General features: G+C 67.2%; 20 protein-coding genes. 12 read left to right on the forward strand and 8 right to left on the reverse strand.

Annotated features, from left to right (window positions below; translation table 11 throughout):
• Position 1: 1 nt before the first annotated feature.
• The 10 genes from LL06_RS09380 to LL06_RS09425 all read left to right on the forward strand — a co-directional run bounded on the left by LL06_RS09380 (position 2) and on the right by LL06_RS09425 (position 9249).
• Positions 2–1285: a glutamate-5-semialdehyde dehydrogenase gene (locus tag LL06_RS09380; protein ID WP_035525420.1), complete on the forward strand. Its 1284-nt coding sequence runs from the start codon at positions 2–4 to the stop codon at positions 1283–1285.
• The gene (locus LL06_RS09385) at positions 1285–1929 is read left to right on the forward strand and encodes a nicotinate-nucleotide adenylyltransferase (RefSeq protein ID WP_035525422.1); all 645 of its coding nucleotides are present in this window, start codon (positions 1285–1287) and stop codon (positions 1927–1929) included. The genes LL06_RS09380 and LL06_RS09385 overlap by 1 nt, the downstream gene beginning before the upstream one ends.
• Positions 1930–1990: 61 nt before the next feature.
• On the forward strand, positions 1991–2440 hold the full coding sequence (rsfS, locus tag LL06_RS09390; protein ID WP_035525475.1) for a ribosome silencing factor: 450 nt from the start codon (positions 1991–1993) through the stop codon (positions 2438–2440).
• A 230-nt stretch (positions 2441–2670) separates the two neighbouring features.
• Positions 2671–3153, forward strand: a complete 483-nt coding sequence (gene rlmH / locus LL06_RS09395; RefSeq protein ID WP_035525424.1) for a 23S rRNA (pseudouridine(1915)-N(3))-methyltransferase RlmH — start codon at positions 2671–2673, stop codon at positions 3151–3153.
• A 131-nt stretch (positions 3154–3284) separates the two neighbouring features.
• Positions 3285–4715 (forward strand): peptidoglycan DD-metalloendopeptidase family protein, encoded by a 1431-nt coding sequence (locus LL06_RS09400; RefSeq protein ID WP_052161353.1) that lies wholly within the window; start codon positions 3285–3287, stop codon positions 4713–4715.
• Entirely contained in the window at positions 4705–6027 is a 1323-nt protein-coding gene (locus LL06_RS09405) for a S41 family peptidase (protein WP_035525426.1), read from the forward strand. The genes LL06_RS09400 and LL06_RS09405 overlap by 11 nt, the downstream gene beginning before the upstream one ends.
• Positions 6028–6232: 205 nt before the next feature.
• The gene (locus tag LL06_RS09410) at positions 6233–7483 is read left to right on the forward strand and encodes a divergent polysaccharide deacetylase family protein (RefSeq protein WP_035525429.1); all 1251 of its coding nucleotides are present in this window, start codon (positions 6233–6235) and stop codon (positions 7481–7483) included.
• Positions 7480–8031, forward strand: coding sequence for an RNA pyrophosphohydrolase (locus LL06_RS09415; protein ID WP_052161354.1), 552 nt, complete (start codon positions 7480–7482; stop codon positions 8029–8031). Before LL06_RS09410 ends, LL06_RS09415 begins: the two co-directional genes overlap by 4 nt.
• Complete coding sequence (locus tag LL06_RS09420) at positions 8028–8726, forward strand: amino acid racemase (RefSeq protein WP_035525432.1); 699 nt, start codon at positions 8028–8030, stop codon at positions 8724–8726. Before LL06_RS09415 ends, LL06_RS09420 begins: the two co-directional genes overlap by 4 nt.
• Positions 8719–9249, forward strand: coding sequence for an N-acetyltransferase (locus LL06_RS09425; RefSeq protein WP_052161355.1), 531 nt, complete (start codon positions 8719–8721; stop codon positions 9247–9249). Before LL06_RS09420 ends, LL06_RS09425 begins: the two co-directional genes overlap by 8 nt.
• A gap of 104 nt (positions 9250–9353) precedes the next feature.
• Here the strand turns inward: LL06_RS09425 and LL06_RS09430 are convergent, their stop codons facing one another.
• The 8 genes from LL06_RS09430 to LL06_RS09465 form a co-directional block, all read right to left on the reverse strand.
• Complete coding sequence (locus LL06_RS09430; protein ID WP_035525434.1) at positions 9354–9761, reverse strand: F0F1 ATP synthase subunit epsilon; 408 nt, start codon at positions 9759–9761, stop codon at positions 9354–9356.
• A gap of 78 nt (positions 9762–9839) precedes the next feature.
• Positions 9840–11399 carry a F0F1 ATP synthase subunit beta gene (gene atpD, locus LL06_RS09435; protein WP_035525436.1) on the reverse strand — a complete coding sequence of 520 codons (1560 nt, stop codon included), beginning with the start codon at positions 11397–11399 and terminating at the stop codon, positions 9840–9842.
• Between the two features lie 24 nt (positions 11400–11423).
• Entirely contained in the window at positions 11424–12302 is an 879-nt protein-coding gene (locus tag LL06_RS09440; RefSeq protein WP_035525439.1) for a F0F1 ATP synthase subunit gamma, read from the reverse strand.
• Positions 12303–12329: 27 nt separating this feature from the next.
• Positions 12330–13859: a F0F1 ATP synthase subunit alpha gene (gene atpA / locus LL06_RS09445; RefSeq protein WP_035525441.1), complete on the reverse strand. Its 1530-nt coding sequence runs from the start codon at positions 13857–13859 to the stop codon at positions 12330–12332.
• Positions 13859–14419, reverse strand: a complete 561-nt coding sequence (locus LL06_RS09450; protein WP_035525444.1) for a F0F1 ATP synthase subunit delta — start codon at positions 14417–14419, stop codon at positions 13859–13861. Before LL06_RS09450 ends, atpA begins: the two co-directional genes overlap by 1 nt.
• Before the next feature lie 253 nt (positions 14420–14672).
• Positions 14673–15062, reverse strand: a complete 390-nt coding sequence (locus LL06_RS09455; RefSeq protein WP_035525446.1) for a DUF4345 family protein — start codon at positions 15060–15062, stop codon at positions 14673–14675.
• Positions 15063–15191: 129 nt separating this feature from the next.
• Positions 15192–16103, reverse strand: coding sequence for a DMT family transporter (locus tag LL06_RS09460; RefSeq protein ID WP_244447086.1), 912 nt, complete (start codon positions 16101–16103; stop codon positions 15192–15194).
• A gap of 184 nt (positions 16104–16287) precedes the next feature.
• A complete protein-coding gene (locus tag LL06_RS09465; RefSeq protein WP_035525448.1) occupies positions 16288–17154 on the reverse strand; it encodes a helix-turn-helix transcriptional regulator in 867 nt (288 codons plus the stop codon).
• A gap of 135 nt (positions 17155–17289) precedes the next feature.
• On the opposite strand from LL06_RS09465, the gene LL06_RS09470 reads away from it, so the two are divergent.
• Together LL06_RS09470 and LL06_RS09475 are read left to right on the forward strand one after the other, a co-directional pair.
• Positions 17290–17502, forward strand: coding sequence for a DUF2061 domain-containing protein (locus tag LL06_RS09470; RefSeq protein WP_035525485.1), 213 nt, complete (start codon positions 17290–17292; stop codon positions 17500–17502).
• Between the two features lie 177 nt (positions 17503–17679).
• Positions 17680–19950, forward strand: a complete 2271-nt coding sequence (locus LL06_RS09475; RefSeq protein WP_052161356.1) for a mechanosensitive ion channel domain-containing protein — start codon at positions 17680–17682, stop codon at positions 19948–19950.
• Positions 19951–20250 lie beyond the last annotated feature (300 nt).

The following is a 20250-nucleotide window of genomic DNA, read 5'->3' on the forward strand; positions in this document are numbered from 1 at the left end:
CATGCTGGAAAAGACCAGGACCCAAGCCGACATTGCCGAACTGATGGCCGACATCGGCCGCCGGGCGAAGGCTGCGGCGCGGCCACTGGCGATTGCCGGCGCAGAGCGCAAGAACGCCGCGCTCGAGGCCATGGCCGCGGCGCTCTCGGCCCGCAGGCGGGAGATCATCGCGGCCAACGCCATCGACATGGAAGCGGGCCGGGCAAGCGCCATGGCCGCCTCCTTCCTCGACCGGCTGATGCTCGATGACAGCCGCATCGACGCGATGATCGAGGGCATCCGCGCCGTGGCCGCCCTGCCCGATCCCGTGGGCGGCGTGATCGCCGCCTGGGACCGGCCCAACGGGCTCAGGATCGAGCGCGTCCGCACGCCCTTGGGCGTCATCGGCGTGATCTACGAAAGCCGCCCCAATGTCACCGCCGACGCCGGCGCGCTCTGCCTCAAGTCCGGCAATGCGGTGATTCTGCGCGGCGGCTCGGATTCGTTTCACTCCTCGCACGCCATCCACGCCTGCCTGGTCGAGGGGCTGGAGGCCGCCGGCCTGCCCGCCGACGCGATCCAGATGATCCCGTCGAGCGACCGCGTCGCCGTGGGCGAATTGTTGACAGGCCTCGGCGGCACGGTCGACGTCATCGTGCCCCGCGGCGGCAAGAGCCTTGTCGCCCGCGTCCAGGCCGATGCAAGGGTGCCGGTGTTCGCCCATCTCGAAGGCCTGTGCCACGTCTATGTCGACAAGTCGGCCGAGCCCGCCATGGCCCGCGCCATCGTCGTCAACGCCAAGATGCGCCGCACCGGTGTCTGCGGAGCCGCCGAAACGCTGCTGCTCGATAATGCGATCGACCGCGGGCTCGCCGCCGCCATTCTCGCCGACCTGGTCGCCGCCGGCTGCGAGGTCCATGGCGACAATGCCGTCATCAACCTGATGCCCGACGCCAGCCCCGCCACCGAGGATGACTGGCGCACCGAATATCTCGACGCGATCATCTCGGTCCGCTTCGTCGACGGCATCTCCGGCGCCATCGATCACATCGCGACATGGTCCTCCAGCCACACCGAGGCGGTGATCGCCGAGGATCCGGCCGTGGTCGAGCGGTTCTTCGCGGAAGTCGATTCGGCCATCCTGCTGCACAACGCCTCCACCCAGTTCGCCGATGGCGGCGAATTCGGCATGGGCGCGGAGATCGGCATCGCCACCGGCAAGATGCATGCCCGCGGGCCGGTCGGCGTCGAGCAACTGACCTCGTTCAAGTATCGTGTGCACGGCACCGGCCAGATCCGGCCTTGATGGTGATCCGCGCGCACAGGCCGGCCTTCCTGAAGATGCCGCATGTCGAGCGCGGCATGAGCGTCGGCCTGTTCGGCGGCTCGTTCAATCCGCCGCACCAGGGCCATGAACTGGTGGCCGAGATCGCGCTCAGGCGGCTCGGCCTCGACCAGCTTTGGTGGATGGTGACCCCGGGAAATCCGCTCAAGAACCATGGCGACCTGGCGAGCCTCGAGGAGCGCGTGGCGCTGAGCCGGGAGATCGCGCCCGGACCCCGGGTCAAGGTCACCGCCTTCGAGGCCGCGCACGATCTGCGCTTCACGGCCGAAACCCTGCGGTTCGTCAAGGCGCGCAATCCCGGCATCCGCTTCGTCTGGATCATGGGCGCGGACAATCTCCAGAACTTCCACCACTGGCAGGACTGGCGCGGCATTGCCGAGACCTTCCCGATCGCCGTCATCGACCGGCCGGGATCGACGCTCGCCTATCTGTCCTCGAAAATGGCCAAGACCTATGCGCGCGCCCGTATCGACGAGGATGACGCGTCGGTGCTGCCGTTCCTGGCGGCGCCGGCCTGGACCTTCATCCACGGGCCGCGCTCGGTGCTGTCCTCGACCGCGATCCGCGGCGAACGGAACGCGGTCATAAAAGTCCCGGCATCTTGAAAAACCCTGAGGTCCGTGACTATCTTAGCGGTGCGTCGCGGTCGCGTTGAAGATCGCGGCGATGGTTGGACTGTTCAGGAAGAGGAAAGGAACCACCCTGAGAACAGCACACGCAAAGAGAATCGCCGCAAGCGATTTCTCCCAAGCGGCGGGCAGTGGCGAACAAGCCGCTCTGCGCCAGCTTCAACTGGTCCGCGAAAGCTTGGCGGACTCCAAGGCGGAAGACATCGTCATCATCGACATTACGGGAAAATCGGCGCTGGCCGACCATATGGTCGTGGCCTCGGGCCGGTCCAACCGTCATGTGGCGGCGGTCTGCGATCATCTGATCACCGAACTCAAGGATGCCGGCTTCGGCAATCCGCGGGTCGAGGGTCTGGCGACCGGAGACTGGGTGCTGATCGATGCCGGCGACGTCATCATCCATGTTTTCCGGCCCGAAATCCGGGAGTTCTACAACATCGAGAAGATGTGGCAGACCCCCGAGATCGAGGACGGAAAGCTGCACTGAGCGGCGCGGCCCCACAGGGCTGACCGTCCGCCTGGATCATACCGCAGGGCCGCCCGGTCATCGCTGACGGGGCGGCGCGAGGGAGTTGCGCTGATCTGCGGAGCTTGACCTGAGGGCGCGGTCCGGCAGTCAGCTACGAGAGCCACGCGGCGCGGCCAAGCCCGGCCGCTCATCCCGCCGCACCGTCGCCCCGATCGCAAGGGCGCAGCCCCCGCACCGGAACACCGACCATGCGCATCACCCTCTTTGCCGTCGGACGATTGAAGGCCGGGCCCGAGAGCGAGCTCTCCGGCCGCTATCTCGATCGCCTCGCCAAATCGGGCGGCGCCCTGGGGCTGGATTTCGCCCGGACCATCGAGGTTCCCGAAAGCCGCGCCGCCACCGCCGAGCTGCGCAAGAAGGACGAGGCGGCCCAGCTCGCCCGCGCCCTGCCCGACGGCGCCGCGCTGATCCTTCTCGATGAAAACGGCAAGACCCCCGATTCGCCCGGCTTCGCCAATCTGCTGGCGCGGCTGCGCGACGAGGGCCGCCGCGACCTGGTCATCGCCATCGGCGGCGCCGACGGGCTCGATCCCGACCTGCACGCGCAGGCCGATGCGGTGATCTCCTTCGGCCGCATGACCTGGCCGCACCAGTTGGTGCGCATCATGGCCGCCGAGCAGCTCTACCGCGCCGTCACCATCCTCGCCGGCCATCCCTATCACCGCTCCTGATCGACCCCCTCCGCCTGCCCCGCCGTCCTGCAATCTGCGGTGGTCCCGCCACGCCGGCGTCTCGCAAAGATGTGATCCCGAAGGCCTTATGGTTCATGGAGCTTTAACGCCGGATTGGATAGAGTGACGCCATGTGGAGCTTCCGGTCCGAATCGGTCCGGTCCGGCCTGGGCCGGACCCTGGCAGCCCGGCCCGCGCCTTTCGACAGGGCTGCCCCGGGCCTGCTTTCGCTTGTTCTGGTCTCGCTGCTGCTCATCGGCCCCGCCCGCGCCACCGGCGACGTCGAGCCCGAATCCGTGGGCGTCGCCAGCGACCTGGAGCAGCAGGAACAGAAGAACCGGCTGGAACTGCAGGCGCTCGCCGATCAGGCCGCGCTGGCGGCCAAGGCGCTGGCGGCGCTCGAAAGCGACATCGCGGCGCTCCGGGCCGATCAGCAGGAGCTCGACGGGAAAATCGCCGAGGCCGCCCAGAGGCGCGCGAGCCTCGACCAGAAGATCACGGATGGCGAACGGGCGATGACAGATCTGTCGGCGCGCCAGGACACGGTGCGGCGGTCGCTGCTGTCGCGCCGCTCGGTGCTGGCCGAGGTGCTGGCGGCGCTGCAGCGCATCGGCCGTGATCCGCCGCCGGCGTTGCTGGTCAGTCCGGAGGACGCCCTGTCCTCGGTGCGCAGCGCCATCCTGCTGGGCGCGGTGGTGCCGGAAATCCGCGCCGAGACCGAGGCGCTCGCCGCCGATCTCAAGGAACTGGCGGCCCTGCGCCAGGCGATTGCGGAGGAGCGCCGGTCGCTCGCCGCCGCGCTCGAGGAGAACGCCGCCGAGGAACAGCGCCTGGCCGAGCTGGCGTCGGAGAAATCCGCCCTGCAGGCCGAGAGCCAGAAGCGCCTCGAGCGCGAGCGCACCCGCGCCGAGGCGCTGTCGGTGCGCTCGAGCGAGCTCGAATCCGTCATAGCCACCCTTGCCGACGAGATCGCGGAGCTGCGCCAGGCCGCCGAAGACGCCCGCAAGGCCGAGGAGGAGCGCCAGCGCAAGCTGGCCGAGCAGCTCGAGCGGGCGCGCGCCTTCGCGGCGGTGGCGTTGCCCGACAAAAACCGCATTATGCCCGCATATGTCTTTTCGAAACTGACCGGCACGCTGGTCCGGCCCGTCTCGGGCGAAACCGTCCGCTATTTCGGCGCCGACGACGGCACCGGGCACACGCTGGCGGGCGAGGTCGTGGCCACCGAAGCGGGCATGACCGTGCATGCCCCTGCCGATGGCTGGATCGCCTATGCCGGACCTTTTCGCAGCTATGGCGAAGTGGTCATCCTCGACACCGGAGAAAAGCACCACGTGGTTCTTGCCGGCATGGAGAAGATCAAGGTCTCGTCCGGCCAGTTCGTGGTCGCCGGCGAGCCCCTGGCGACCATGGGCCAGACGAGATTTGCAGGGTCAGCGGCTTTGACACTGGCCTCCGAGCGTCCGACGCTCTACATTGAGATTAGAAAAGACGGTCAACCGGTCGATCCGCGCACATGGTGGAAAGACTCGATGTCTTCGAGAAAGGCAAGAAATGATACGTAAGGTGACACTTCTGGCGGTCGGCGCGCTGATGGGCGCGGCCTCCGTGAGCGCAATCAACGCCTATGGCGGCTCGGCCAATGCGGCAGGCACGGAGACCTACCGGCAGCTTGCGATTTTCGGAAACGTGTTCGAGCGCGTGCGCGCGCAATATGTCACGCCGCCCGAGGAAGAGAAGCTGATCGAAAGCGCCATCAACGGCATGCTGACCTCGCTTGATCCGCATTCGAGCTACCTCAACCAGGAAGCCGCCGACGACATGCGGACCCAGACCCGCGGCGAATTCGGCGGGCTCGGCATCGAGGTCACGATGGAGGACGAGCTGGTCAAGGTGATCACCCCGATCGACGAGACCCCCGCCGCCAAGGCCGGCGTGCTGGCCGGCGACTTCATTTCCGAGATTGACGGCGAGCCGGTGCGCGGCCTCACGCTCGGCGAAGCGGTCGACAAGATGCGCGGCCCGGTCAACACCTCGATCGAACTCACCGTGCTGCGCGAAGGCGCCGACCAGCCGATCAAGATCAAGGTCGTCCGCGACATCATCGCGGTCAAGGCGGTGCGCTACCGGGTCGAGGAAGACGTCGGTTATCTCCGGGTGATCTCGTTCACCGAGAAGACCTATGACGATCTGTCCGACGCGATCGAGAAGATCACCGCGGAAGTCGGCAAGGACAAGCTCAAGGGCTTCGTGCTCGATCTCCGGCTCAACCCCGGCGGTCTGCTCGACCAGGCGATCAGCGTCTCCGACGCGTTCCTCGATCGCGGCGAGATCGTCTCCACCCGCGGCCGCAACCCGGAAGAGACCCGGCGCTTCAATTCGCGTCCGGGAGACCTCACCGGCGGCAAGCCGGTGATCGTCATGATCAATGGCGGCTCGGCGTCCGCGTCGGAAATCGTCGCCGGCGCGCTGCAGGATCACAAGCGCGCCACGGTTCTGGGCACGACCTCCTTCGGCAAGGGCTCCGTGCAGACCATCATCCCGCTCGACGCCAAGACCGCGCTGAGACTGACCACGGCGCTTTACTACACGCCGTCGGGCACCTCGATCCAGGGCACCGGCATCAAGCCGGACATCCGCATCGAGGAACCGGTTCCCGAAGAGCTGCGCGGCCGGGTCCAGCCCGCGGGCGAAAGCGAGCTGCGCGGCCATATCCAGGGCGAGAACGAGAGCGACGAAGGTTCGGGCTCGATCGCCTATGTGCCGCCGGATCCCAAGGACGACGTCCAGCTCGGCCACGCGCTCGACCTGCTGCGCGGCGTCAAGACCGATCCGGCTTTCCCGCCCAACCCCGATCAGGCCGCGATCAAGAACTGAGGCCTGTCGCGCTCGGGGGCTCACCCCTGAGCGCGGACGGACAGGCCATCGGGTCCAGGGCCCGATCGAAGCTTCGCGCGTCCCCGGGACTTCGCAAGGCCAGACTGCCCAATTGGTCCGCCGCCCCGCCTGCAGCCCGTTCCGGCTTGCAAGCGGGGCGGCGGACTGATTCAATGGGGCTGCATCGGGATTCGGGCACAACATCGTGGGCGACAACATCCATCAGCCTCTGGGGCAGGACCGCGGACCCGGCAAGCGCCCGGCCCCGCGGCCAAAACGCGCCTGGCTGGCGCCGGTCGCCACGGCGGCCGCGCTCTGCCTCGTGATCGGCGGCGCCGGCTGGATGGCGTTTTCGGGCGCCCGCATCACCACCAATCAGACCGCGATTGTGCTGCAGACCCCTGCCTCCGGGGACACGGAGACCGCGGACGAGAATCTGGCCGACGCGCCGGCCGAATTGGACAAGGCCGAGACCGCCGCCGTCGCCGAAGCCGCTGACGGGTCGCTCGCCAGCCAGCACGGACAGTCCGGTGCCGAGATTTCCACCACGCTGGGCGAGAACGGCGAGGAGATCCTCAAGATCGCCCCGGCCACCCGCCCCGACAACCGGCCGGTGCTGCTGACCCCGCCCGGACGGACCGGCCAGGACCCCCGCATGGCGCATCTGCCAGATCCGGCGATCGTCGAGGACACGGCGGAGGGCCCCCTGCCGGTGCGCGGCCCGAACGGCGAGCGGGCCTTCGACATCTACGCCCGGCCCTGGTCCGGCGCCCGCGGCGCCCGCGTCGCCATCATCGTCGGCGGCCTCGGCCTGAGCCAGACCGGCACGCAATACGCCATCAAGACATTGCCCGAGGAAATAACCCTGGCCTTCGCCGCCAATGGCAACAGCCTGCAGCGCTGGATGCAGGAGGCTCGGCGCGCCGGGCACGAAATCCTGCTGCAGGTGCCGTTCGAGCCATTCGATTACCCGGCTAACGATCCCGGCGCAGGCACGCTGACGGTCGCCGCCGGAGCCGAGCAGAACCTCGACGATCTGCATGCGGCGATGGCCCGCATCACCAATTACACCGGCATCACCAATTTCATGGGCGGCCGCTTCCTGGCCGATCCCGATGCGCTGGAGCCGGTCATGCGCGACATCGCCGGGCGCGGCATCCTGTTCGTCGATGACGGCACCTCGGCGCAGTCGCTGGCGGGCACTTTCGCGAAAACTCTCGGCATTCCCTTCGCCGCCTCCGATATGGTGCTCGACGCGACCCAGGAGCGCGGGTACATTCTGGCGAAACTTGACGATCTGGAGCGGACGGCCCGTCAGAACGGCATGGCCATCGGCGTCGCTTCCGCCTTTGACGTCAGCGTGGACGCCATCGCGGCCTGGGCCAACGAGGCCAAGGCGCGCGGTATCGAAATCGTGTCGGTCTCGGCGACCGCGGAAGATCCGGAAAGACGATGAGAAGCAAGTCCAAGACCACCGGCAAACGGGGCCCCCTGAACCCCGCCGATCTCCCCTACCGGCTCTGCGTCGGCATCATGGTGCTCAACGGCGACGGCCTGGTCTGGGCCGGCCGCCGCATTTCCGAGGGCAACACCGAGTATGACGGCTCGCCGCAGCTCTGGCAGATGCCGCAGGGCGGCATCGACGCCGACGAGGATCCCTACCGGGCCGCGCTCCGCGAGCTCTACGAGGAGACCGGCATGCGCTCGGTCGAGGTCCTCGCCGAGGCCCCCGACTGGATCGACTACGACCTGCCCGAGCACATGATCGGCATCGGCCTCAAGGGCAAGTATCGCGGCCAGCGCCAGCGCTGGTTCGCGCTCCGCTTCACCGGCGACGAGACGGAGATCCGCATCAACCCGCCTCCGGAAGGCAACAGCCCCGAATTCGACGCCTGGGAATGGAAGCCGATGGCCGACCTGCCCGGCCTCATCGTTCCCTTCAAGCGCAGGGCCTACGACCAGGTCGTGGCCGCTTTCGCCCATCTGGCGGGGAGCAGGCCATGAAGCTGATCGGCCTGCTCGGCGGCATCGGCTGGGAGGCGACCGCGGCCTATTACCGGATGATGAACGACTGCATCCGCCGGGAGCTGGGGGACGGACGCTCGGCCCGGATCCTGCTGCACTCCATCGATGTCGGCGCCAGCCGGGATGCCGAGGGCGACCGGACCAGGCTCGATTCCGTCCTGGCCGAAGCCGGTCTCAGCCTCAAGGCCGGCGGCGCCGATTTCATGGTCATGGCCGCCAACCGCATGCACCAGGTGGCGGACCACATCAGCGAACTGGCCGGCCTCAGCCTGCTTCACATCGCCGACCCCGTCGGCGCCGAGATGAAGAAGGACGGCTGCGCCCGGGTCGCGCTGCTGGGCTCGCGCCTGGCCATGGAGAGCAACTTCTTCAGCGACCGCCTGGCCCGCAGCTACGACATCTCCGTCATCACGCCCGATGCCGGACAACGGACGGAAATCGACAGGATCATCGTCGAGGAGCTCGAGCATGGCGTGCTCCGCACCGAATCCCGCGCCTTCGCCGGCGATGTCATCGCCCGGCTGCGCGATCGCGGCGCCGAGGCGGTCATCCTCGGCTGCACGGAGATCACCATGATCGTTCCGCCCGACAGCGACGTCATCCCGGCCTACGACGCCACCCGGCTGCACGCCCGCGCGGCGGTGAAACGGGCGATCGGAGGTTGTCATGGCTGATCCCAAGGGCATCGCCGCGAGGGCGCTCTATCGCGAGACCGGCGCCGCCGACCGGGCGGCGATCCGGGCGCTGGAGGCCGAGGTCTATTCGAGCTCCATCGCCGCGGTGTCGGAGGCGCTGATCTCTGGGCCGGCGGAGACGCTGTCGCTGGCGGCCGAGATCGAGGGACGCCTCGTCGGCCACATCCTGCTCACCCCGATCGCCGGTCCCGACCGGGCACTGGCGCTGGCGCCGCACGCCATCCTGCCCGCCTGGCGCGACATGCAGATCGGCACGGAACTGGTCCGCCACGCCCTGCGGATGGCGCGGGAGCGCGGCTGGCGCTCGGTCTTCGTCTATGGCCAGCCCGATTACTACTGCCGCTTCGGGTTCAGGTCGCGGACCGCCGACGGCGCCGACGTCTCCTGGCAGGGTCCGCGCTTCCTGGCGCTCGAACTTGAGCCCGGCGCGCTGTCGGGCTGGAGCGGGCCGCTCGCCTATCCCGAGGCCTACCTGGCCGCGGCCAGGACCATAGCCGGCTGAAGCCGCGGCCAGTGGGCCGTCCGCCTTGTCATCCGGCCGAGACCGCATGAAAAAAGCGGCCCGCAAAGGCCGCTTGATATCGTCGTCATCTCTGTCAATGCGGATCAGGCCGGAAGGATGGCCCCGTTCAGCGTGGTGAGCTGGTCGAGATACTGCTGCGCCTTCTGCTTGCCCGAATCGGTGGTCGCGTCGTTGAAGTCCTCGCGCGCGTCCTGCAGGCGCCGGGCGAGATCGTCGCGGTCGATGTCTGCCACCGCCACGGCCGATTCGGCCAGAAGGGTGCAGCCGTCGGGAACGATGTCGGCAAAGCCGCCGAACACCACGTAGCGCTCGCTCCTGCCATCCGCCATCACCACCGTTACCACGCCGGGCTTGATGGTGGTCATCGTCGGGGCGTGATGCGCCATCACCGTCATTTCGCCTTCCATGCCGGGAATGACGACTTCGGTCACGGAGGCCGACAGAAGCAGCTTTTCCGGGGATACGAGTTCAAAATTGAAGCTGTCAGCCATGACGTTCACTTTATCGCAGTGCTGTTTATGGGCGCCGCGCGGACCGGCCGGAGCCGGTTCGCGCGGGCAATTTCATGTTTAGGCGGCTTCAGCGGCGAGGCGCTGGGCCTTCTCGATGGCTTCCTCGATCGTGCCGACCATGTAGAAGGCGGGCTCGGGAAGATGATCGTAGTCGCCGTTGACCAGGCCCTTGAAGCCCTTGATCGTGTCGGCCAGATCCACCAGCTTGCCGGGCGAACCAGTGAACACTTCCGCCACGAAGAACGGCTGGCTGAGGAAGCGTTCGATCTTGCGGGCGCGGGCGACCGTGATCTTGTCGTCTTCCGACAGCTCGTCCATGCCCAGGATGGCGATGATGTCCTGCAGCGACTTGTAGCGCTGCAGCGTCTGCTGCACCCGGCGGGCGACGTCGTAGTGCTCTTCGCCGACGATCATCGGGTCGAGCATGCGCGAGGTCGAGTCGAGCGGGTCCACGGCCGGGTAGATGCCCTTTTCGGCGATCGAGCGCGACAGGTTGGTGGTCGCGTCCAGGTGGGCGAACGAGGTTGCCGGCGCCGGGTCGGTCAAGTCGTCGGCCGGCACGTAGATCGCCTGCACCGAGGTGATCGAACCCTTGGTGGTCGAGGTGATGCGTTCCTGCATCTGGCCCATGTCGGTGGCGAGCGTCGGCTGGTAGCCCACGGCCGAAGGAATACGTCCGAGCAGAGCCGACACTTCGGAGCCGGCCTGGGTGAAGCGGAAGATGTTGTCGACGAAGAACAGCACGTCCTGGCCCTGATCGCGGAAATGTTCCGCCACGGTCAGGCCGGTCAGCGCCACGCGGGCGCGGGCGCCCGGAGGCTCGTTCATCTGGCCGTAGACGAGGGCGGCCTTGGAGCCGTCTCCGCCGCCTTCCTTGTTCACGCCCGATTCGATCATCTCGTGATAGAGGTCGTTGCCTTCGCGGGTGCGCTCGCCGACGCCGGCGAACACCGAGTAGCCGCCGTGGGCGCGCGCCACGTTGTTGATCAGTTCCATGATCAGAACCGTCTTGCCGACGCCGGCGCCGCCGAACAGGCCGATCTTGCCGCCCTTGGCGTAGGGCGCCAGGAGGTCGACCACCTTGATGCCGGTGACCAGCACTTCGGCTTCGGTCGACTGCTCGACATAGCTCGGGGCTTCCTGGTGGATGCCGCGGCGCAGCGTGGTCTTGATCGGGCCTGCGTCATCCACCGGCTCGCCGATCACGTTCATGATGCGGCCGAGCGTCTCGTCGCCGACCGGCACCGAGATCGAATCGCCGGTGTCGGTGACTTCCTGGCCGCGGACCAGACCTTCGGTCGAGTCCATGGCGATGGTGCGCACCGCGTTCTCGCCCAGGTGCTGCGCCACTTCGAGCACCAGGCGGTTGCCCATGTTGGTGGTTTCGAGCGCGTTCAGGATCGAAGGCAGCTTGCCTTCGTCGAACGTCACGTCGACCACCGCGCCGATGACCTGCGTGATGCGGCCGACTGCGCCGGACTTCGCCACGGCGCTGGAGGTCGCGGCCGTCTTCGCGGCGCTTGCCGCAGCGGGCTTCTTCGCCGCAGCCGGCTTCTTCGCCGCCGTGGTTGGTTTCGCCGCTGTGGGCTTGCTTGCCGGGGTAGCTGCCTTAGCCATGTATCTTACCCTCTTCCGTGTACCTTAGAGCGCTTCCGCGCCCGAAATGATTTCAATGAGTTCCTTGGTGATCTGGGCCTGCCGCTGACGGTTGTAGCTCATCGACAGCTTGTCGATCATCTCACCGGCGTTCCGGGTCGCGTTGTCCATCGCGGACATTTTCGCACCCATCTCACCTGCAACGTTTTCGAGCAGCGCCCTGAAGATCTGCACCTTGATCGAGCGCGGCAGCAAATCCTCGAGGATTTCCTCGGCGCCCGGCTCGTAGTCGTAGACCGCCGAGGCGGACCGGTCGGCGTCGGCCGAGCCGGCCGTGGCCGGGATCAGCTGCTGCGCGGTCGGAACCTGGCTGATGACCGACTTGAACTCCGAATAGAACAGAGTGCAGACGTCGAAGCCGCCGGCCTCGAACAGGGTCATGACCTTCTCGGCCACCGTCTCCGCCTGGACGAAGCTCATCCGCTTGACTTCGCGGAAGTCGACCCGCTCGATGATCAGCGAGGCGTAGTCGCGGCGAAGGATGTCGAAGCCCTTCTTGCCCACGCACAGGATCTTGACGGTCTTGCCGTCGGCCAGCAGCCGGCGGATGTGCTCGCGGGCGAAGCGGGCGATCTGCGAGTTGAAGCCGCCGCACAACCCGCGTTCGGCGGTGCAGACCACGAGCAGATGTACGTCGTCCTTGCCGGTGCCGGTCATCAGCCGCGGCGCGTCGTCTCCGCTGCCCACGGCCTGGGCGATGTTGGACATCACCGCGGCCATGCGCTGCGAGTAGGGCCGTGCGGCCTCGGCCGCCTCCTGCGCGCGACGCAGCTTCGCCGCGGCGACCATCTGCATCGCCTTGGTGATCTTCTGCGTCGCCTTGACGGAGGCGATCCGGTTTTTCAGATCCTTGAGTGAAGGCATCCGTTATCCGTCCTCGGTCTGTTGCCCTTAAGCAAAGGTTTTTGCGTAAGCGTCGATGGCGGCCTTGAGCTTCGACCGTGTGTCGTCGCTCAGCGCCTTCTCCTTGCGGATCGTCTCGAGCACGTCCTTGCCTTCCGAGCGCATGTAGCCCAGCAGGCCCTGCTCGAACTTGCCGACGCTGCCGACGGGCAGCTTGTCGAGATAGCCGTTCACGCCGGCGAAGATCACCGCAACCTGCTCTTCGGTCTTGAGCGGCGAGAACTGCGGCTGCTTCAGGAGCTCCGTCAGGCGCGCGCCGCGGTTGAGCAGGCGCTGGGTGGCCGCGTCGAGGTCGGAGCCGAACTGCGCGAACGCCGCCATTTCGCGGTACTGCGCAAGCTCGCCCTTAATCGAGCCGGCGACCTGCTTCATCGCCTTGACCTGGGCGGCCGATCCCACGCGGGACACCGACAGGCCGACGTTCACCGCAGGGCGGATACCCTGGAAGAACAGGTCGGTTTCAAGGAAGATCTGGCCGTCGGTGATCGAGATCACGTTGGTCGGAATATAGGCCGACACGTCGTTGGCCTGGGTTTCGATCACCGGCAGCGCGGTCAGCGAGCCCGAGCCGTTGGCTTCGTTGAGCTTGGCGGCGCGCTCGAGCAGGCGCGAGTGCAGGTAGAACACGTCGCCCGGATAGGCTTCGCGGCCCGGCGGGCGGCGCAGCAGCAGCGAAAGCTGGCGGTAGGCCACGGCCTGCTTGGACAGGTCGTCATAGCCGATCAGCGCATGCATGCCGTTGTCGCGGAAATATTCGCCCATCGCGCAGCCGGCGAACGGCGCCAGGAACTGCAGCGGCGCCGCGTCGGACGCTGTGGCGGCGACGACGATCGAGTATTTCAGCGCGCCGCGGTCTTCGAGAACCTTGACGAACTGGGCGACCGTGGAGCGCTTCTGGCCGATGGCGACATAGACGCAATAGAGCTTTTCGCTCTCGGGTCCGTTGTCGTGGATGGCCTTCTGGTTGAGGATCGTGTCGAGAATGATGGCGGTCTTGCCGGTCTGGCGGTCGCCGATGACCAGCTCGCGCTGGCCGCGGCCGACGGGGATGAGCGCGTCGATGGCCTTGAGGCCGGTCGACATCGGCTCGTGCACCGACTTGCGCGGCATGATGCCGGGCGCCTTGACGTCCACGCGGCGGCGTTCCTTGGCCTTGATCGGACCCTTGCCGTCGATCGGATTGCCGAGCGCGTCGACGACGCGGCCGAGCAGTTCCGGACCGACCGGCACGTCGACGATGGCGCCGGTGCGCTTGACGATGTCGCCTTCCTTGATCTCGCGGTCGGAACCGAAGATCACGACGCCGACATTGTCGGCTTCGAGGTTGAGCGCCATGCCGCGGATCCCGCCGGGGAACTCGACCATTTCACCGGCCTGGACATTGTCGAGGCCATAGACGCGGGCAATACCGTCACCGACGGACAGAACCTGACCAACTTCGGAAACTTCGGCTTCCTTGCCGAAATTCTTGATTTGGTCCTTGAGAATTGCGGAAATTTCCGCGGCGCGGATATCCATCAGCCAACCTCTTTCAGTGTATGCTTAAGGGTGGAAAGTTTAGTGCGAAGCGATGAGTCTACCTGGCGCGAGCCGATCTTGACGATCAGGCCGCCCAGCAGCGACGCATCCACCGTGACGTTCAGCGTCACGGTCTTGCCGGTCACGCTCGAAAGCGCGGCCATCAATTCTTTTTCCTGCGCCGCCGACAGCGCATGCGCGGTCTTGACGTCGGCGTTCACTTCGCCGCGTTCGCGGGCGACGGTCTCATGATAGGACCGGATGATCTGCGGCATGGCGAAAAGCCGGCGGTTGCGGGCAACGACCTTGAGGAAGTTGCCGACCAGGCCGGTGATGTTCGCCTTGGCGATCAGCGCCACGATCGAGCGGGACTGATCCTCTGCGGAGAAGACGGGGCTTTCGACGAGCCGCCTGAGATCGGCGCTGTCGTCGATCATCGCCTGGAAACGGGTGAGATCCTTCGCCACGGCATCGACAGCCTTGGCCTCGGCCGCCAGCTCGTAAAGCGAGGACGCGTAGCGTTCGGCGACACCGGAAATATGATGGGAGTTATCTGCCACGGGCGGGATTATCTCTCATTGGCATCCAAGAGCCTGCACTTGGCCGAAAGTCGGAAAGGCAAGACCTTGATTTTGTTGCGGTAACATTTGAGGCCTGAAAGCCCGAAAGCCTGTTTTTCCCCAAATGCGCGGTCCGTCTAGCATAGAGCGCCGGGACTCGCAACACGCGCCGCGCGGCATATCGCACCTGCTTTAGGATGAGGAGACGATTAACGGCGCCGCCGCGGCGGGGTTCCGGAGGACCGATTGCGCGTCAGGCCAGCCCCAGCCCGTAGGCCAGCGCCGCCGCCGCCAGAATCGCCTCGATCGCCACCGAAACCAGATTGTAGCCGGTCAGTCCGCGATCCGACAGCATCGAGAGGATCCGCCCGAACGCGGTGAAGGCCCAGCCGGCGCCGAGCGCCAGGTAGATCAGCGGCTGCGCCAGCAGAAGCGCACACAGTCCGACGCCCAGATAGAAGCCCGCCATGGTGCCGCGCGCCTCCGACAGCGCCTCGGGATGGTCCGCAGCGGTCTCGAGCCTGAGAATGCGGAACGACAGCCGCGGCGCCACCAGCAGCACCAGGCCGAAGGCCACCGTGACCACGGCCGCGCACCAGGCCAGCCATTCGCCCTGGGAGGTCGGCCAATAGAATTCGATCATCCGCGTATCTCCGCTTCGCTTCGCCGGTGAGCCGGTCCTGGCCGCTCCCGCCCCCGCATAGCACGGGCACGGCGCGCGCCAAAGCCCCGCGCCGAAAGGACGGGCGCGGTTCCTGGAGAGGATCGTTCGTCACCGCGCATGCGCGAGCAGCCGGTCCTGGCGGGCGATCTTCCGCTCGCGGTTCATGATGTAGAACCCGCTCAGGCAGATGATCGAGGCGCCGCCCACGGTCCAGCCGTCGGGAATGTCGCCGAACACGAAATAGCCGAGCAGCACCATCCACAGAAGCTGGCTGTAGATGAACGGCGCCACCTTGGAGGCGCTCGCCAGCCGGCTGGCCTTGACCAGCAGCGCATGGCCGCCCAGGCCGAACACGCCGAGGCAGGCCAGCAGCGCGGCGTCGGTCGCGGTGTCCGGCATCTGGCCATAGACCAGCGCCGGCGGCGCCAGCAGCACCGCGGCGAAGATGCTGGAATAGAACACCAGGCTGACCTGGCTTTCCTCCATCGCCAGCTTGCGGGTCAGGATCGCATAGAGCGAATGGGTGACCGCCGCCAGGATCGACCAGACCACGGCGGGCTGGAACACCTCGGTGCCGGGCCGCACCACGATCAGCACGCCGACGAAGCCCACCATGATCGCCGACCAGCGGCGCAGGCCGGCCCATTCGCCGAGCAATGGCCCCGCCAGCGCGGTGACCAGCATCGGCACGCAGAGAAAGATGCTCACCGTCTGCGCCAGTTGCAAATCGCGCAGCGCCAGGAAGTTGAACAGCGTCGTCGCCGGCAGCAGCAGGCCGCGCAGCACCTGCAGCGGCGCATTGTTCATCCGGTACATGTCCGCCTTGCGCCAGCCCTGGAAGGCGAAGAAGGAAATCACCGCGTGACTGAGAAAGCGGCACCAGACCACGAACACCGCCGCATAGCCGATGGTCACCAGGTATTTGGCGGTGGTGTCGAGCGCCGCGAAGCCGGCGAAGGTGCCGAGCGCCAGCATCATGGCCAGCGGCGGCATGGCCTCATGGTCGACATCATGCCGCACGGGGTGTCCGGGATCTAAGGATTTCAAGGGGGTGCTTTCTCTGGGGCTGCAGCCTGCGGCGCGCACGGCGCCTTGGCCAGGCTGCGGGATCGATCAAGGTCCCGGTGGCGCAAAGAGCGCCTGGCCAGGACAACGGCTTGCCCGCCGCCATCGATCCCCGACATGGGTCCTCCCGGCGCGAACGTTAGTCAGCGCCGTCCCCAAAGGCAACCCCGTCGACCATCGCGCGGATCGCCTTTCCCGCATTGCGCGCCTCCACCTCCGATTCGCGCACCAGCGTGTCGAAATGCTCCGTGAGCGCGGCGATCTGGCGGCTGTCGCGGTAGACCAGGTAGAACTGGCCGACATAGACGGCGGCCAGCAGCCGCCCGAAGATCGACACCGGGGCGGAAAACACCTTCCGCGAATCATACAGATAGAGCCTGAGCGAGGGGTAGAGCCGGTCGCAGCGCTCGGCCATGAACTCCACCTGCTCGGCGCGCGCGTCGCGGTCGAGCCCGTCCCAGTAGCCCTCGCCCCGGGCCAGCGAGCGGACCTTGTCGACGGCCACGCAGATCTCGTAATCCGATCCCGGCGCGCGCAGCCAGTCGGTGGTCTCGCGCATCGCCCCGCGCGCCTGTTCCGGGGTCTTGTCCAGGAAGGCCGCATATTCCCATTCGAGCACCGCTTCGGTCTTGAGAATGTCGGGCAGCGTCGCCGGCACGTGGCGGATCTTGTGGCCGGCGGCCTCGCGGTGCCAGGCGATGATCTGCTCGTCGGCGGGCGTGCGCCGCGCCGTCTCCATGCGGAAATTCGCCGACAGCACCTCGGCCGCCGATTCGGGCCGGTCCGACAGGCCGAGCAGCCAGTCGGCGCTCACCCCCAGCGCGCGCGCGCATTCCGCCGCCAGATGCGCATTGGGCAGGCGCACCTCGTCGGGCGCGAGCAACTGCGCGATGGTCGACCGGTCGACGCCCGCCGCCCGGGCGAGCGCGCTGCGGTTCATGCCGGCCTGGGCGAGCCGGGCCGCCAGCCGGAACCGAAACAGCTCTGCGCGATCGTTCTTGTGCATTGCTGACAATACGCATGTCTGGTGATTTTTATCAACATCTGCGTGATTTTGCAGCGAAGAGCCCGAATTCCCGCGATCGCCCCGCAACGCTACAACACAGGCATCCAGAAGACTTCCAACACACAGATCGCATCCATGGACTCCCCTCTCAGAACCATCGTCAAAGCCCTGACCTGGCAGATCCTCGGGCTCATGACCACCAGCCTGATCGCCTGGCTGCACACCGGCTCGGTGCTGGGCGCGCTCACCTTCGCGCTGTCGACCTCGGCCACCGGCCTTGCCTTCTTCTTCGTCCATGAGCGGCTCTGGGCGCATATCGGCTGGGGCCTCGGCGGCCGCCGCGCCTGACCGCTCCGCGGCCGGCCGGCCCGGCTCCCGCGCTTCCGCCCCGACGGCCCGCGAGGACCCGCCCGGGCCAGGCGGTGACGGCGTCGGGTTGATGCTGCTCCCCATTGCCCTATTCTAGGCTCTCACGGCCAAGGGAAATCGCGCGGCCGGATCGAGTGCATCAGAATTGGAAGTTTCATGCCCGCCTGCCGTTTTCTGTCCCGGACCGCCGTCCTGCTCCTGGTCACCCTGCTTCTGGCCGCCGCGCCGCCGCTCTCTTCCGCTCACGCGCAGTCGCCACTCGCCGGCTCGGCCGAAACCGCCGAAACGGCCGGACCCACCGACGCGGTGATCGCCCCGCTGCTCGACGTGCTGAAGGACGAGGCCGCGCGCGACCGGCTGATCCGCTCGCTCGAGCAGGCCGCGCCTGAAGCCGAAGCCGCAGCCGAGGCCAGCGCCGAGGAGGAAGCCCCGGCCACGCTCGCCGCCCAGCTCGCCACCATCACCCGCAACGCCATCAACGAGGCGCTCGCCATCGGCCGCAAATTCGTGAGCGACCTCTCCGGACTCGCGAGCCTGGTCGATGGCCGCGCCGATCTCGACTGGGGCACCCTCGCCACACTGCTGGCGCCGCTGCTCGCCACCGTGGCGATCTCGCTCGCGCTGTTCATCGGCGCCAAACGGCTCCTGCGCGGCGGCCTCGGCCGCATCTCGGCGCGGCTCAGGAACCGCGGCGTCTTCGCGGCCATCGCGCTCGTCGCCCTCTATGTGCTGGCCGAGATCCTGGCGCTCGCCATCGCCTATTTCGCCACCAGCGCCACCGCCGCCGTCCTGTTCGGCGACCTCGGCGTCTCGATCCACCAGACCCTCTATCTCAACGCCTTCCTGGTCACCGGCGCGACCGCGATCCTCATCCGCCTGGTCACCGGCATCGTCAACGGCGACTACGCCGTCCTGAGGCTTGCGCCCGACGTGCGCGCGATGGTGCGCCGGCGCGGCATCCGCCTGTCGGCGATCCTGATCTACGGCATCGCCTTCCTGGTGCCGGCGGCAAGCAGCCTGATCTCGTTCACCGTCGGCCGCAGCCTGCGCGTGCTGGTCTACACCTTGGCCGCGATCTACGCCGTCAAGGCCATCCGCGCCGTCTCGCGGCTGCAGAAGCAGGCCGCCGAGCGGCCGGTGCAGGAGCCGCAGGAGGAGGGCGACGCCGCCGTCGACGAGGCCCTGCCCGAACCGGTGCAATCGGCCTTCCTGCAGGTCTGGCCGCTGATCGCCTATGCCTATGTGGCCGTGAGCTACGTCATCGCCCTGTCGCGCCCGGCCCTGTTCGTCGATTTCGTCGGCGGCGCCACGCTCAAGACCGTGGCCGCGCTGATCGCCGGCGGGCTCGTGCTGCGCGCCTGCGGCTATCTCTCGACCCTGAGCATCCGCGCCCCCGCCTTCCTGCCGCTCGACGACAAGGCGCTGTCATCGCGCCTCACCTCCTTCGTGCCGGTCCTGCTCCGGATCGTCTGGCTGCTCGTCTCCATCGCCATCCTCGCCGTGGTGCTCGACGCCTGGGCGCTCGTCGATGTCGGCGCCTGGCTCGAGGGCGAGCGCGGCAGCGCCATCGTCGCGGGCCTGGTCTCGAGCCTGATCGTCATCGTCGTCTGCATCATCGTCTGGGCCGCGGCCTCCTCCTGGATCGACTACCGCATGGAGACCACCCAGGGCCCGGCGCTGCACGCGGCCCGCTACCGCACGCTCTATTCGCTGCTCAAGAACGCGCTCACCGTGGCGCTGGTGGTCTTCGGCGGCATGATCGCGCTCTCCGAACTCGGCATCGACATCGGCCCGCTTCTGGCCGGCGCCGGCGTGCTCGGCCTCGCCATCGGCTTTGGCGCGCAGAAGCTCGTTCAGGACATCATCTCCGGCGTCTTCATCCAGCTCGAGAACGCCATGAATGTCGGCGACGTCGTCGGCGCAGGCGGCATCACCGGCGTGGTCGAGCGGCTGACGCTGCGGTCCGTGTCGCTGCGCGATCTCTCGGGCACCTACCACATCATCCCGTTCAGCTCGGTCGACGCGGTGTCGAACTACATGCGCACCTTCTCCTTCCATGTCGAGGAAGTGGGCATCGCCTACAAGGAGAACGTGGCCGACGGCAAGGCCGCCCTGCAGGAGGCCTTCGACCGGCTGATGCAGACCGAGCACCGGCCCGACATCCTCGAGCCGCTCGAAATGCACGGCGTCACCGGCCTCGGCGACAGCGCCGTCCTCATCCGCGCCCGCATCAAGACCGCCCCCGGCAAGCAATGGGGCCTCGGCCGCGCCTACACCGAACTGGTCAAGCAGGTGATGGACGAAAAGGGCATCGAGATCCCGTTTCCGCACACGACGCTGTTTCTGGGCCGCGACAAGGAGGGGCGGACGGATGAGCTGCCGGTGAGGATGGAGAGGGTGGGGGCAGCCAAGGGGGATGAGGAGTGAAGGGGGTTCTGGGCCGAACCGTCCCGACCGAGCAAACTAGGATTTCGGTGGCTTCTTTGCGCCCCCATTTTGGTCGTTCATCTGCCACTTGCGACTTCCCGAAAGCCGACAACGCTTATGGTGTAGGCGAGTGTCAGCCGATTACTTCGGCGTATATGTTCGAATCCCACGCGGTTCGACGCTACAGCCCTATATATCTTGAAAGCAGTGGTGGCGGATTGCCCCCAGTTCAGGCACGAAACGCACAATAAGACACTCCCCAAATCGGATGTTGCGCGGTGTGCGGGCTGCGTTTGTGTA

This window comes from Hoeflea sp. BAL378, from assembly GCF_000759435.1.
Lineage (GTDB): Bacteria > Pseudomonadota > Alphaproteobacteria > Rhizobiales > Rhizobiaceae > Hoeflea.